This is a genomic window from Clostridium sp. LIBA-8841, from assembly GCF_057782475.1.
The window spans coordinates 3,635,648-3,649,241 of the sequence record NZ_CM173488.1; the positions used below are offsets into that span (position 1 = coordinate 3,635,648).

The following is a 13,594-nucleotide window of genomic DNA, read 5'->3' on the forward strand; positions in this document are numbered from 1 at the left end:
TTTTCGCAGTTCATCTATAATAGTGTACAAGGAGGAAGAATGCCATGTCTGTAACAATTAATAATATTGCAAAAGAAGCGGGTGTTTCTTTAGCTACTGTTTCAAGAGTTATAAATAACTCTGGATACGTAAAAGAAGAAACTCGTGAAAAAGTTATGAAAGTCATAAATAAATATAACTATACTCCTAGCGCTATTGCTAGAAGTCTTTCAAAAAATGTTACTAACACTATCGGAGTTATAGTTCCTGATATTACTAATCCATTCTTTGGATCTATAATAAAAGGAATAAGTGATGTTGCAGAAGCGAATGATCTTAACTTAATTCTTTGTGATTCTAGTGAAGACATTAATAAAGAAATTAAAGCTATTAAGACACTAAAGGAACAAAGAATTAGAGGAATTATCATTTGTCCAACCTCTGTTGAAAATGATTTAAATAGTGAATACCTAAAGGCTATAACTAGTTTAGGAATACCTGTAATCTTAGTTGATGGTAGTCTTAAATATCATAATTTCAATGGTGTTTTTGTGGACAACATCAAAGGTGCTTTTGATGCCACCGAGGCATTAATTAAAGAGAATCATACCGACATAGCTATAATAACAGGTCGTATGACATCTAAGCCAGCTCAAGATAGGTTATTAGGTTATGAAAAAGCATTGATAATGAATAATCTTCATATAAATAGTGGTTTAATTTTTTATGGAGATTATGAAGAAGAAAGTGGATATGAATGTACTAAAAAAATCTTATCAATGGAAAATAGACCTTCAGCAATTTTTGTATGTAACAATCTTATGACTTTAGGTTGCTTAAAAGCTTTAAGAGAAGCAAACATTGAAATATCAAAAGATATTTCTTTAATATCTTTCGATAATATACCTATACTAGATACTTTAGGTATAAACCTTAGCCATATAAATGGCCCAACTAGAGAGCTTGGAGAACTTAGTATGAATTTATTGATAGATTCTTTAAGCAATAAATCAAAAAAAGAATTAAGTAGTATAACAATAACTCCAGAACTTATTTTAAAAGGTTCTGAGAAGTTAATAAAATAATTCTAAATTTAATTTAGAATTTCATACATTTTAAAGTAAGCGTTACCACATACTAGAAATATTCCAAAATTAAAATCGTTAACAAAAAAATTTTTATTAAGAGGTGTAAAAGTTATGGATTTATCAAGTAAAATTAAAACAGCTGCTGAGTACATAAAAGGAAAAAGTAAATACAACCCAACAATAGGATTAATATTAGGATCAGGATTAGGTGCTATTGCAGATCAAATCGAAGATGCTGAATACTATCCATACAACGAAATTCCAAACTTCCCAGTTTCTACAGTTGAAGGACATGCTGGAAGATTAGTTATAGGAAAATTCCAAGGTAAAGAAGTTGTTGCAATGCAAGGAAGATTCCACTACTACGAAGGTTACTCAATGCAAGAAGTTACTTGCCCAGTAAGAGTAATGAGATTATTAGGAGTTGAAACTTTAGTAGTTACTAACGCTGCTGGAGCAGTAAATAAAGATTATACTCCTGGAGATTTAATGATAATATCAGATCACTTAAATTTATCTGGTTCAAATCCTTTAATAGGTAAAAACTTAGATGAATTTGGTCCTAGATTCCCTGATATGTCAAATGCTTATGACAAAGAACTTAGAACTCAAGTTAAAAATATAGCTAAAAATTTAGGAATAGAAGTAAGAGAAGGTGTGTATGCTATGTTTAGTGGCCCAACTTACGAAACTCCTGCTGAAATAAGAATGGCTAGAACATTAGGAGCAGATGCAGTTGGTATGTCAACAGTTCCTGAAGTTATAATAGCTAACCATAGTGGAATGAAGGTTATAGGCGTTTCATGTATGACTAACATGGCTGCTGGTATATTAGATCAACCTCTTAACCATGAAGAAGTTATGGAGACTTCAGCTAAAGTTAGAAAAACATTCATTGAATTAATGACTAATATCATCAAAGAAATTTAATAAAGTTAATTAAAAATACATTTTTTAACTTTTATTAAATACAAAACTAGTATAAAATAAAATAAAAAAACTTAAGAAAAGGAGAACAAAAGTGGATAGGTTTATTGGTGTAATAGGTCTTATATGTATTATTGGTGTAGCAGTTCTTTTTTCTGAAAACAGAAAGAAGATCAACTGGAGACTTGTTGTAACAGGTCTTTTACTACAAATTATTTTTGCTCTAATAATTTTAAAGTTCCCTCCAGGAAGAGCTGTATTCGAAGGTGTTAGTGCTGGAATAACTAAATTATTAGATTTTACTAGGGAAGGTACTTCTTTCTTATTCGGTTCATTACTTGATACAAATCAGTTTGGTATGATATTCGCATTACAAGTTTTACCAACTATTATATTCTTCTCATCATTAATGAGCGTACTTTATCACTTAGGTGTAGTTCAAGTAGTAATTAAATTTGTTGCTAAAGGTGTTTGTAAATTATTAGGAACAAGTGGTGCTGAAACTTTCAGTGCTGTTGGTAACATATTCTTAGGTCAAACTGAGGCTCCGCTTCTAGTTAAACCATACATAAAAAACATGACTAAATCAGAGTTATGTGCAATTATGGTAGGTGGTATGGCTACTGTTGCTGGTGGTGTTATGGCTGGTTACGTAGCTATGGGTGTTGACGCAGGTAGCTTACTTGCAGCGTCAATCATGGCAGCCCCTGCTGGATTAGTACTTGCTAAAATCTTAGTTCCAGAAACTGAAGAGCCAGAAACTAGAGGTGGCGGAAATATCGATTTTAAAGTTGAAAGTGAAAATGTTATTGAAGCTGCTGCAAACGGTGCTTCAGAAGGTTTAGGATTAGCATTAAACGTTGGTGCTATGCTTCTTGCATTCGTTGCTCTTATCGCTATGATAAACGCATTATTTGGATGGGTTGGTGGATTCTTCGGAATGCCTTACATAAGCTTAAACTGGATACTTGGTAGATTATTTGCTCCTATAGCATTTATAATGGGTGTTCCAGCAAAAGATATCTTTACTGCTGGTGATTTATTAGGTATCAAACTTGCTGTTAATGAGTTCTTAGCTTACTCACAATTAGGAACTTACATACATGCAGGTACTTTAGATCCTAAGACAATTATGATATTAACTTACGCACTTTGCGGATTCGCTAACTTAAGTTCAGTTGCAGTCCAATTAGGTGGTATAGGTGGATTAGCACCTGAGAAAAAACCAACTATAGCTAAGTTAGGATTAAAAGCGCTTTTAGGTGGTACATTAGCTACATTCATGACTGCAACAATTGCAGGTATATTATTCACTCCTTAATAAATAGGAAAAAACGTTTAGATTGTAATAAGTAAAAAAAGAACATTCTTGAATTAAGAATGTTCTTTTTTTTTATTTAAAATTATTCTACTACAACTAATTCTTTGTTTAATTTATTCAATCTTTCACAGCCATCTTCAGTAACTAAAACTAAATCCTCTATTCTAACTCCCATATCTCCTTGAAGATATATTCCTGGTTCTACAGAGAAAATCATACCTGGTTTAACTTCATCAGTATTAGTTGATCCAACATCACCAAAATCATGAGTTTCTATTCCTATTGAATGTCCTGTTCTATGAGTAAAGTATTTCCCGTAACCTTTACCTTCTATAACATCTCTAGCCGCTTTATCTATATCACAGAATCTAACACCTGGCTTAATCATTTCTATAGCCTTTTTATTAGCTTCTAAAACAGTGTTAAATATTTCTTTTTGATGTTCTGTGGGTTCACCAAAGAATACACATCTAGTCATATCTGAACAGTAGTAATCTTTTCTACATCCAGTATCTATTAAAACGCCCATTCCTTTTTCTAATTTTTGCTCTCCTGATTCTGCATGTGGATCTGCTGCATTAGCTGCAAAAGCAACGATTGGTTCAAATGAGTATCCTTGACAACCATACTCTGCATAACCTTTTCCTAAGATTTCTACTACCTCTTTTTCAGTCATTCCTTCTTTAAGGCTATTTATTGCTTTTTCTACTACTATGTCATTTATTCTTGAAGCTTCTTTCATTAAAGCTATTTCTTCATCATCTTTTCTCATTCTAACTCTATCAACTATAGGTGATCCATTAACAAATTTCTTTGCTGATTTTCTATCTAATAATTGAATTAAGAAATGTGCTTTCCAATCTTTATCTATTCCTAAAACTTCATCATGATCTATTATTTCATCTAAAATATCTATTGGATTCATAGTATCGTTATACCATAAAATATCAATACCTAAATCCTCATTTATTGGAAATAGTTCATTTACTATGAACTTTTGCTCACCTTTTGTATTTAAATAAAGTGTTATCATCCTTTCTCCTGGTGATATCCACTTACCTGTTAAATAAAATATTGATGCAGGTGAAGAAACTAACATTTGAGGTATATTATTTGCCTCCATAGCTTCTAAAATTCTTTTTACTCTTCCTTCTTTCACCCTAATCACTCCTCTCTAAATAGTTAAAATTCTTTAAATAAATTATATCATAGTTTCAAATTATCTAATAATTTATATAACTTTACTATTTGTAATATTTATTTTTTTATTTTATCCATTAATTTTTTTATTTTGTCCATTAAATTGTTATATAATATTTATAGTAAAAAAATACTTAATAAACAGGAGGTCTTAAAATTGAGAATAGCAGTAATATCAGATATACATGGAAACTTATATGCCTTAAGAGAAGTTTTAGAAGATATAGATAACCAAAATATTGATTCTATAATATGTTTAGGAGATTTAGTTGGTTATGGACCTCATCCTAATGAAGTAATAGCACTTATTAAGAGAAGAAATATTCTATCCTTAAAAGGTAATTATGATGCTTCTGTTGTGGATAATGATTATACATACATTAGAGATACAGAGATAAACTCTTTTTCTCTTCCTTGGACAGCAGCCGAACTAAGAACACCAAATAGATACTATTTAGATAACTTACCTAATGATCTTTCTATAAATGTATGTGGAAAATCTATTAAATTTGTTCATGGTAGCCCAAGAAGAATAAATGAATATCTAAGTGAAGATTATTCTGAATTAGATGAAATAATGAGCGAACTTAAAGAGGATGTTTTAGTTTGTGCTCATACTCATATTCCTTACGCTAAAAAGGTGGGAAACAAAGTTATAATAAATGATGGTAGTGTTGGTAAACCTAAAAACGGTAAACCTCATGCAACTTATGTGATCCTAGACTTCTCTAATGAATTTAAATTAAAAGTAGAAATGAAAACTGTTCCTTATGAATTTAAAAGAACTATGAAAGATATGGAAATGAAAAACTTTCCTCAAAAATTAATTTATTCTTATGAGTCTGGAAAAGAATAAAAATAAAGCTAGATTAATTTTAATCTAGCTTTATTTTTTAACAATCCTTATAACTACAACTTAAAACTCCTGCAATACTTAAATTTTTTAGTGGTGTCTTATCATTTCCATAAGTCTCTTTATATTCACCTGTTAAGTCACATCCAACCTTTATATTTTTTTCTCTCCATCCTTCTACATCTGTTAAATCATAAACTGTACCAAATATAGCTATATATGGTGGATTTCCATTCTTACCATCATATTTGCTAAGTTCATTTATGTTAAATTCCTTAACTTTATTTCTTTCTAAATAATCTATCTTATCATAAACAACTGTTCCAATTATAGGTAATTCAATCAATATACTTCTATCTCCATTACGATATTCATTAAAGAATGAAGTAAGATCACTTCCTAATTTTAATTTATTATAGGGATTCTTTTTAAATGTATCTATATTGCTTACATCATAAATTACTCCATCTACTGCTATATAAGCTGCATTTCCATTTTTCCCATCATAATTTTTTAACTCACCTAATGTTAAATCTCTATTGATAGCTTGAATATGCTTGCCTCTTTGACTTTCTTCAAAATCATGTAATATTGCTACTATTCTAGCTCCTTTTAAAACATCTCTATTGTCTTTATAATATTCATTAAACTCTTTAGTTGCATCAACTCCTAAAGGTAATTTTTTATAAGACCTTAATTTTAAAAATGATAGTCCAGTTACATCATAGACCATATCATCAATAGCCATATAAGAAGGTTTTCCATCCTCTCCATTATATTTTTTTAATTCTTCTGAACTCATTATTTTTAATGTTTTTTGCGGATAATATTCTTCTACATCCTCTATAAACTGAATTTCCTCTGGCTCTGCCAATAATCCTACATTAGGAATCTTAGATAACAAAGACAAATCTCTTTCATTATATTCATTAAATTCCTTAGTTAAATCTCTTCCTAACATTAATTCATTGTATGGACTCTTTTTAAATAAATCTATGTTTGTGACATCATAAATAACACCATCTATAGCAACATATTCAGGTTTTCCATTTTTTCCATTGAAACTAGCCAATTCTTCTGGAGTAAGAATTAACATATCCACCTCTTTATTCCTTGTTCTAAATCCTTCAAACTCTTGGAAAACAGCTTCTATTTTGTCCTTATATATTTTAGAATTTTTATCTTTTCTTGCTAAAGTCATTAAGTACTTTAATTTATTTATTTGTTCAAACTTATCTTCAAAAAAATTGCACATAAAAACTCCCCTATTGCATACTATATCTATATATTTCTATGTGGTTAATATTGCAAATGTTAATGTTTTATTGTAAAATCATTATTAATCGAACTAAATAAGATTTTTATTTACTATGAAGAGAAGAGTAAGCTTAGGAAGTAGCTAACAGCGAGCAGATTATGGTGTGAGTTCTGCAGTGAAGCCTATTCTGAAGAACATCTCTGAGTTTCTAACCGAAATCCACTTTGGAGAGTAGACTTAGACGGATTCAAACCGTTATACTTGAAGAACATTTTTGTGTTCATAAAGCCGGCTATTTTTATAGCAATTTGGGTGGTACCGCGAATAATGCCATTCGTCCCATTATCTTAATGTGGATGAAGGGCTTTTTTATTTGGAATAAAAACTTAATTAAGAAAGAGAGGAAACAATAATGAAAGATGTAGTTTTAGTAAAAAGTCTTTACAGAAACACTAGTGAATATAGTGATAAAAAAGTAAAAATATCAGGTTGGATAAGAACTTTAAGAGCATCAAATGCTTTTGGATTTATAGAAGTTAATGATGGTTCTTTCTTTAAAAACGTTCAAGTTGTTTTTGATAGTGCTAAAGTATCAAATTATAAAGAAATTTCTAAATTACCTATAAGTTCATCAATCTCAGTTATAGGAACTTTAGTTGAAACTCCAGATTCAAAACAACCATTTGAAATTCAAGCAGAAGAAATAATAGTAGAAGGAATGTCAGATTCAGATTATCCTCTACAAAAGAAAAGACATACTTTTGAGTACTTAAGAACAATAGCTCACTTAAGACCAAGAAGTAATGCTTTCTCAGCTACATTCAGAGTAAGAAGTGTTGCAGCTTATGCTATACATAAGTTCTTCCAAGATCAAGGATTTGTTTACACTCATACTCCAATAATAACTGGTTCAGATGCTGAAGGTGCTGGAGAAATGTTCAGAGTAACAACTTTAGACATGATGGCTCCTCCAATAGCTGAAGAAGGTGGAATTGACTTCTCACAAGATTTCTTTGGAAAAGAAACTAACCTTACAGTTTCTGGACAATTAAATGCTGAGTGTTTCGCTTTAGCATTTAGAAATATTTATACTTTTGGACCTACATTTAGAGCAGAAAACTCAAACACAGTGAAACATGCTGCTGAGTTCTGGATGATAGAACCTGAAATGGCATTTGCTGATTTAGTAGATGACATGGAAGTTGCTGAAAACATGTTAAAATACGTTATAAAATATGTTATGGATGAATGTCCAGAAGAAATAGCATTCTTCAACCAATTTGTTGATAAAGGATTATTAGAAAGATTAAACCATGTTGTAAGCTCAGAATTCGGAAAAGTTACTTACACTGAAGCTGTTAGATTACTTCAAGAATCAGGTAAAGAATTCGAATATCCAGTTGAGTGGGGAATAGATCTTCAAACTGAGCACGAAAGATATTTAACAGAAGAAATATTCAAAAAACCTGTATTCGTAACTGACTATCCAAAAGATATTAAAGCATTCTACATGAGATTAAACGAAGACGGAAAAACAGTTGCTGCTATGGATTGCTTAGTTCCTGGAATAGGAGAAATCATAGGTGGTAGCCAAAGAGAAGAAAGACTTGATGTTTTAAAAGCTAGAATGGCTGAATTAAACTTAAGTGAAGAAGATTACTGGTGGTACTTAGAACTTAGAAAATACGGTGAAACTGTTCACTCAGGATTTGGTCTAGGTTTCGAAAGATTAATCATGTACATCACAGGAATGGCTAACATAAGAGATGTAATTCCATTCCCAAGAACTACTGGTTCATCAGAATTCTAATAAAAAAAGAAGTGGATTTCTCCACTTCTTTTTTATTTAGTTTAATATTAATAGAATGATTATTTATTATACTATTGGCATCTTTTATTTGCTAATTCATATAATGTTCTAACACCGGCACCTGTACCGCCTACTGGACAATAATCTCCTTTTTTATCAGAGAATGCTGGTCCTGCTATATCTAAATGTAACCATGGTTTATTGTCAACAAATTCACCAATGAATAAACCAGCTGTTATTGTTCCTGCATATTTTCCACCTATATTTTTCAAATCTGCTATGTTTGATTCTATAAGCTTATTGTAATCTTCAAAGCTAGGCATTTGCCATACCTTTTCTCCAGTTTCCTTTGCAGCTTCTCTTAATTCCCCATAAAATTCATCCTTGTTAGTTAATACAGCTGTAACATCTTCACCTAAAGAAACCACAGCGGCACCAGTTAAAGTAGCTACATCTATAACCTCACTAGCTTTTTCTTTTTCTATAGCATAAGTTACAGCATCTATTAAAGTAAGTCTTCCCTCAGCATCAGTATTTAAAATTTCTATTGTCTTACCAGCCATAGAACCAATTATATCTCCTGGCTTATATGCATGACCTGATATTAAGTTTTCACAAGCAGCAACTACAGCTATTACATTTATTTTTAGATTTTTCTTAGCTATAGCACTTATAGCTCCTATAACAGCAGCAGCGCCTCCCATATCAGCCTTCATTGTAACCATTCCTGCATTAGTTTTTAAAGAATATCCACCTGAATCATAAGTTAATCCCTTTCCTACTAATGCTAATCTATTATCCATATTATCTCTATCACCAAAATATCTCATTACAATAAGTCTTGGTAGATTATCTGAGCCCTTTCCTACTGATAAGAAAGATTCCATTTTTAATTCCTCTATTTGTTTTTCATCAAAGACTTCAACTTCAAAGCCATATTTTGAACCTATATTTTGAACTTCTTCAGCTAAAGTCTCTGGATACATCTTGTTAGCAGGTTCATTTACTAAATCTCTTGCTAAACAAGTAGTTTCTGAAAGTAAAATTGCTTCACTAACAGCTTTTTCACAACGTTCTATATCCTCTTCTTTAATGTTATGTCCACCAATATGAATAGTGACATCGGCCTCTTCTTTTTTATTACTCTTGTATTTATTAAATGTATATGATGATAAAGCTAATCCTTCTACCATTGCTTTTAAAGTATCTTCTATTCCTATATTATCTACTGAATCAAATCTTAAGAAAACACTTTCACTCTTCAATCTCTTAATCTCATTTACGACTTTACCAAAGGCTCTTCTTAATTTTTCTTTAGTTAACTCTTTTGATTTTCCAAGACCTAATAAAATTACATCTTGTATATCCTCATTAGTCATTCTATTTATACTGAATATTTCTCCATAAGCTCCTTTAAATTGGCCTTTTTTCTTAAGTATATCTATCTTACTGTTAATTTCTTCATTAGGTATCTTTGTTTCATCTTCAAAATATGGGATTAATAATGCATTTGTTTCTGTACACTTTGTTTTCTTTACTAAAAAATTATACATTTATTTTCCACCTCTTTAAATTTTTATAATTAATATATCACATTTGTTTTTAATAATCTATTTTTAATATATATCTAAAGTTAAAAAAAGTATGTAACCTAGATTACCAGATTTAATATAAAGGCTCTTTTTTAAATCAACACTCACTAAAAAAAGAATCAATAAAAAAAAAGCTTAACTATAAAGTTAAGCTTTATGCTAATCCAATAATAGATAATATACGTTCTCTAACATTATTTCTATCATTATTTATTTTGTTTAAGAAGGAAACACGCTCTTCACTATTTCTGAAAGCTTCCTGTGGAATTGAAATATAATCAATTGAAGATATAAATATATATATATTTCCCCTAAAAGAAGAAATTTCTCTTATGATTTTCCATGGATACATTCTTTCTTCAATTCCTTCATTGTATTTTATTTTTAACCCATGACTCATAACCTCAACTGTACACTTACCAAACATGTTTTTACTCTCTAGAAAGTTTACTTTTTCATTTATACTTTCCTCTATTATCTTTCTATTTTTAATATTGCATATTATAGAAAAAATAAGCCATGCTAGTAAGGTAATTGCATAAAAACTATTGTTAAGATTTTTACTAGCCTTAATGAACACCATGGTCATTACAAATACAAATACAGCTCCTAAGATCTCAAACAAAATCCATATGAAAAATTCTCTGCTTATAAATTCTTTTCGACACTTTACAAATTCATTTTTGCCTAAAATAAATTCTAACATATACGCTTTCTACTCCCCTTAAGCAATCTAATTCTCAACTTCCCAATATTTATATAAATAATTTTACCATAGCTTTTTCGCATAAACTATTATGAACATATTACAATTGAAGTTTTTTACAAAATCTTAATTCTTAAAATTCCAGTTCAATTATTCTTCCTTCTTTTAAACTTTTTTTAACGTCTATTATTCTTTGATTTGAAGAACCTCTAAATTTAAGTCCATCTTCTTTATTATCTATTTCAAATTTTCCATCAACCAATACATCTATATTCTCTAAAAATTCTTTCCACTTATTAAACTCATCAGCCTTTTCTAATAAGTGTTCAAATCTATATCCAGTATAGCTCCAAACATTTAATCCAAAGTCTTTAGCTGCCTTAGCTATATATATGAACTTATTAGCTTGTTCTAATGGATCTCCACCACTAAATGTTACTCCATCTATAAAAGGATTTTCTGATAAGTCTTTTATTAATTCATCTATGTCCATTTCCTCACCACCATTAAAGTCGTGAGTATCTGGATTAAAACATCCTCTGCAATTATGTCTACATCCTTGTGAAAAGAAAACTCTTCTTATTCCTGGTCCATTTACTAAACTCTCATAGGCGATTCCTGATAATCTAATGGTATTACTCATAAAAAATTACCTCCTGCTTTATTATATGTTCCTTTTTTTTAATTTAACTGTTTAAAAATGCTTACTATTGTTAATTATTAAAATAAGTATTTAATTAGGGGGTACACAATGAATAATCAAAACTTATTTTTAAAAATTGAGAAGCATTTATTAGAGGATAATAAACCATCCATATTCTTAAATCAAATTAAGGATGAAGAATCATTTAAAAATTCTTCTTTTAATATTTTCAACCAACTTAATAAAGAAAATCAAATCGACCAATCTAATCCTTGGACTCATACATTAAATGTAGTAGACCTAGCTTCAAAATACAAAGATTTATCTAACGACCCAAAAGCTTTTATGTGGTCTGCATTCTTCCATGATATTGGAAAAGCGAGAACTTTAAACCCAATACACGATAGAGTTGGAGGAGAAATAACTAGAAGAATCCTTAGAGAATATAGCGATGATGATACTCTAAATGAAAACATAATAGCACTAGTAAAGCATCATTCTGCACCGGCTTTTGTCCTAAATAGAATTTCATATAGCATTATAGATTTAATAAATACAACTGATATTCATGATGTGGCTTTATTATCCTTATGCAATAAATTAGGCAATATACATTCTCAAAAAAATAACTTAGAAACTTATCTTTTGGATAGCAATAAATTTCTTCAAGTCATGTCTAGTAAAACCTGTGTTACATTCAAAGAAATCATAATCTAAAAAAAGGGTTATATTAATAGAATCTTACTTTGAAACTATTAATATAACCCTTTTATTTATACAACTATTAAATTATCATCAACTTCATTTTTTTCGATGTCACTTATAACATTCTTTATCCACTTTCCAGACTTTAATCTTACTAACTCAAATATTATTTTTAAAAATTCTTCTGTACATATTAAGAAATAGACTCCATAAATAGGTAATGAAAATACAGTAGCACCTAAGAATGCCATAGGAACAGCATAAAGCCATATAGTTCCGCATTGAACTAGCATAGAATAAGTTGTATCTCCGCCACCTCTAAAAACACCAACAATCATAACCATATTAAAAGCTCTTATTGTGAAGAATAATCCTATTACTCTTAAAACCTTAACTGTATCTAAATAAGTACCTTGACTTACATTGAAAGGCTTAAGTGCTAATGGTGCTGTTATCCATATTAAAACTCCTAAAACAAATCCAACACCAACAGCTATAATAGCTATATTTTTAGCATATTCTCTTGCTATCCCCTCCTCATTAGATCCTATTTTATTTCCTATCATTATTGATGAAGCCGTAGCTAATCCTATTAATAAAACCATAAACATGTTATTTAAGGTAGTAGCTATTTGCATACTGGCAACAGCATTAGTTCCTATCCTAGCATAGGCAATAGAATAAGCTGTCATACCTAGTGACCATATAATTTCGTTTGCTATAACAGACCAAGAAGTTTTAAAATAAATTTTTACAAAGTTAAAATCAAAGGATATAAGTTCATTTAACTTTAATGCTACTTTATTCTTTCTAAAGTAAACAAAAGAAACTATAAATATCATTTCAATTAATCTAGCTATTGTAGTTGCTAAAGCAGCTCCACTAACTCCCATAGGTTCAAATCCTAGGTTCCCAAATATAAATACCCAATTTAAAAATGCATTTATTAAAACCCCAACCATACTAGCATACATAGGAACTTTAGGTTGCTCTGTACTTCTTAAAGCTGAAGAATACGCTTGAGTAAAATTAGTAAAAATACAACTTATAGCAACAATCTGTAAATATCGCGCTCCTAATTCTATTACTCCCAAATCATTAGATAGAATATTCATTATTTCATAGGAAAAAAATCCAGAGCCTAAAGCAAAAATAGTTGATACTATAAGTCCAATAGATATATCTAACCCTAAAACTTTTTTTATATTTTTCAAATCTTTCTTACCCCAAAACTGAGACATAAAAACGCTAGCTCCAGCATTTATTCCAAGAATACATAGTGTAAAAATAAATATATATTGGTTTGCTAACCCAACAGATGCTATAGCTTCTTCACCTAGTTTACCTACCATTAAATTATCAACTAAATTTAATGATGATGTAATAAAACTTTGTATAGTAATAGGAACAGCCATCATTATCATAGTAGATAAAAAATCTTTATTTTTAAAAGCTTTAACCAAAATTAATCCCCCTTTTTTAAAACTACATAAAAAAATAAAAGCAAATGGG

At 29.8% G+C, this 13,594-nt stretch carries 12 protein-coding genes and 1 other annotated feature; of the genes, 6 read left to right on the forward strand and 6 right to left on the reverse strand.

Features of this window, described 5'->3' with window-relative positions; all coding sequences use genetic code 11:
* Window positions 1-44: 44 nt before the first annotated feature.
* The 3 genes from AC2A4K_RS16265 (at window position 45) to AC2A4K_RS16275 (ending at window position 3,315) form a co-directional block, all read left to right on the forward strand.
* Entirely contained in the window at window positions 45-1,064 is a 1,020-nt protein-coding gene (locus tag AC2A4K_RS16265) for a LacI family DNA-binding transcriptional regulator (protein ID WP_322504740.1), read from the forward strand.
* Between the two features lie 114 nt (window positions 1,065-1,178).
* On the forward strand, window positions 1,179-1,997 hold the full coding sequence (locus tag AC2A4K_RS16270) for a purine-nucleoside phosphorylase (protein WP_322504741.1): 819 nt from the start codon (window positions 1,179-1,181) through the stop codon (window positions 1,995-1,997).
* Window positions 1,998-2,088: 91 nt separating this feature from the next.
* On the forward strand, window positions 2,089-3,315 hold the full coding sequence (locus tag AC2A4K_RS16275) for a NupC/NupG family nucleoside CNT transporter (RefSeq protein WP_322504742.1): 1,227 nt from the start codon (window positions 2,089-2,091) through the stop codon (window positions 3,313-3,315).
* A gap of 82 nt (window positions 3,316-3,397) precedes the next feature.
* Here the strand turns inward: AC2A4K_RS16275 and AC2A4K_RS16280 are convergent, their stop codons facing one another.
* Window positions 3,398-4,474 carry a M24 family metallopeptidase gene (locus AC2A4K_RS16280; RefSeq protein ID WP_322504743.1) on the reverse strand — a complete coding sequence of 359 codons (1,077 nt, stop codon included), beginning with the start codon at window positions 4,472-4,474 and terminating at the stop codon, window positions 3,398-3,400.
* A gap of 198 nt (window positions 4,475-4,672) precedes the next feature.
* Between AC2A4K_RS16280 and AC2A4K_RS16285 the strand changes: the two genes are divergently transcribed.
* Entirely contained in the window at window positions 4,673-5,371 is a 699-nt protein-coding gene (locus AC2A4K_RS16285; protein ID WP_322504744.1) for a metallophosphoesterase family protein, read from the forward strand.
* A 37-nt stretch (window positions 5,372-5,408) separates the two neighbouring features.
* Here the strand turns inward: AC2A4K_RS16285 and AC2A4K_RS16290 are convergent, their stop codons facing one another.
* Entirely contained in the window at window positions 5,409-6,623 is a 1,215-nt protein-coding gene (locus AC2A4K_RS16290; RefSeq protein ID WP_322504745.1) for a cytochrome b5 domain-containing protein, read from the reverse strand.
* 106 nt (window positions 6,624-6,729) lie between these two features.
* Window positions 6,730-6,971 (forward strand) — a binding site (T-box leader).
* Window positions 6,972-7,038: 67 nt separating this feature from the next.
* On the opposite strand from AC2A4K_RS16290, the gene asnS reads away from it, so the two are divergent.
* A complete protein-coding gene (asnS, locus tag AC2A4K_RS16295) occupies window positions 7,039-8,436 on the forward strand; it encodes an asparagine--tRNA ligase (protein WP_322504746.1) in 1,398 nt (465 codons plus the stop codon).
* Window positions 8,437-8,507: 71 nt separating this feature from the next.
* Here the strand turns inward: asnS and AC2A4K_RS16300 are convergent, their stop codons facing one another.
* From AC2A4K_RS16300 to nrdG, 3 genes are all read right to left on the reverse strand, one after another.
* On the reverse strand, window positions 8,508-9,989 hold the full coding sequence (locus AC2A4K_RS16300; protein WP_322504747.1) for a leucyl aminopeptidase: 1,482 nt from the start codon (window positions 9,987-9,989) through the stop codon (window positions 8,508-8,510).
* 193 nt (window positions 9,990-10,182) lie between these two features.
* Complete coding sequence (locus AC2A4K_RS16305) at window positions 10,183-10,734, reverse strand: YcxB family protein (protein WP_322504748.1); 552 nt, start codon at window positions 10,732-10,734, stop codon at window positions 10,183-10,185.
* A 133-nt stretch (window positions 10,735-10,867) separates the two neighbouring features.
* Window positions 10,868-11,377, reverse strand: a complete 510-nt coding sequence (nrdG, locus tag AC2A4K_RS16310) for an anaerobic ribonucleoside-triphosphate reductase activating protein (protein ID WP_322504749.1) — start codon at window positions 11,375-11,377, stop codon at window positions 10,868-10,870.
* A gap of 108 nt (window positions 11,378-11,485) precedes the next feature.
* On the opposite strand from nrdG, the gene AC2A4K_RS16315 reads away from it, so the two are divergent.
* The gene (locus AC2A4K_RS16315) at window positions 11,486-12,094 is read left to right on the forward strand and encodes an HD domain-containing protein (RefSeq protein ID WP_322504750.1); all 609 of its coding nucleotides are present in this window, start codon (window positions 11,486-11,488) and stop codon (window positions 12,092-12,094) included.
* A gap of 56 nt (window positions 12,095-12,150) precedes the next feature.
* Here AC2A4K_RS16315 and AC2A4K_RS16320 read toward each other — a convergent pair whose 3' ends face one another.
* The gene (locus tag AC2A4K_RS16320; protein WP_322504942.1) at window positions 12,151-13,506 is read right to left on the reverse strand and encodes an MATE family efflux transporter; all 1,356 of its coding nucleotides are present in this window, start codon (window positions 13,504-13,506) and stop codon (window positions 12,151-12,153) included.
* Window positions 13,507-13,594: the final 88 nt, after the last annotated feature.

Coding starts and splice junctions, on each gene's coding strand:
- AC2A4K_RS16300 (WP_322504747.1), bottom strand. CDS start 9,989: ATGTATAATTTTTTAGTAAAGAAAACAAAGTGTACAGAAACAAATGCA.
- nrdG (WP_322504749.1), bottom strand. CDS start 11,377: ATGAGTAATACCATTAGATTATCAGGAATCGCCTATGAGAGTTTAGTA.
- AC2A4K_RS16315 (WP_322504750.1), top strand. CDS start 11,486: ATGAATAATCAAAACTTATTTTTAAAAATTGAGAAGCATTTATTAGAG.
- AC2A4K_RS16270 (WP_322504741.1), top strand. CDS start 1,179: ATGGATTTATCAAGTAAAATTAAAACAGCTGCTGAGTACATAAAAGGA.
- AC2A4K_RS16305 (WP_322504748.1), bottom strand. CDS start 10,734: ATGTTAGAATTTATTTTAGGCAAAAATGAATTTGTAAAGTGTCGAAAA.
- asnS (WP_322504746.1), top strand. CDS start 7,039: ATGAAAGATGTAGTTTTAGTAAAAAGTCTTTACAGAAACACTAGTGAA.
- AC2A4K_RS16290 (WP_322504745.1), bottom strand. CDS start 6,623: ATGTGCAATTTTTTTGAAGATAAGTTTGAACAAATAAATAAATTAAAG.
- AC2A4K_RS16265 (WP_322504740.1), top strand. CDS start 45: ATGTCTGTAACAATTAATAATATTGCAAAAGAAGCGGGTGTTTCTTTA.
- AC2A4K_RS16320 (WP_322504942.1), bottom strand. CDS start 13,506: ATGATAATGATGGCTGTTCCTATTACTATACAAAGTTTTATTACATCA.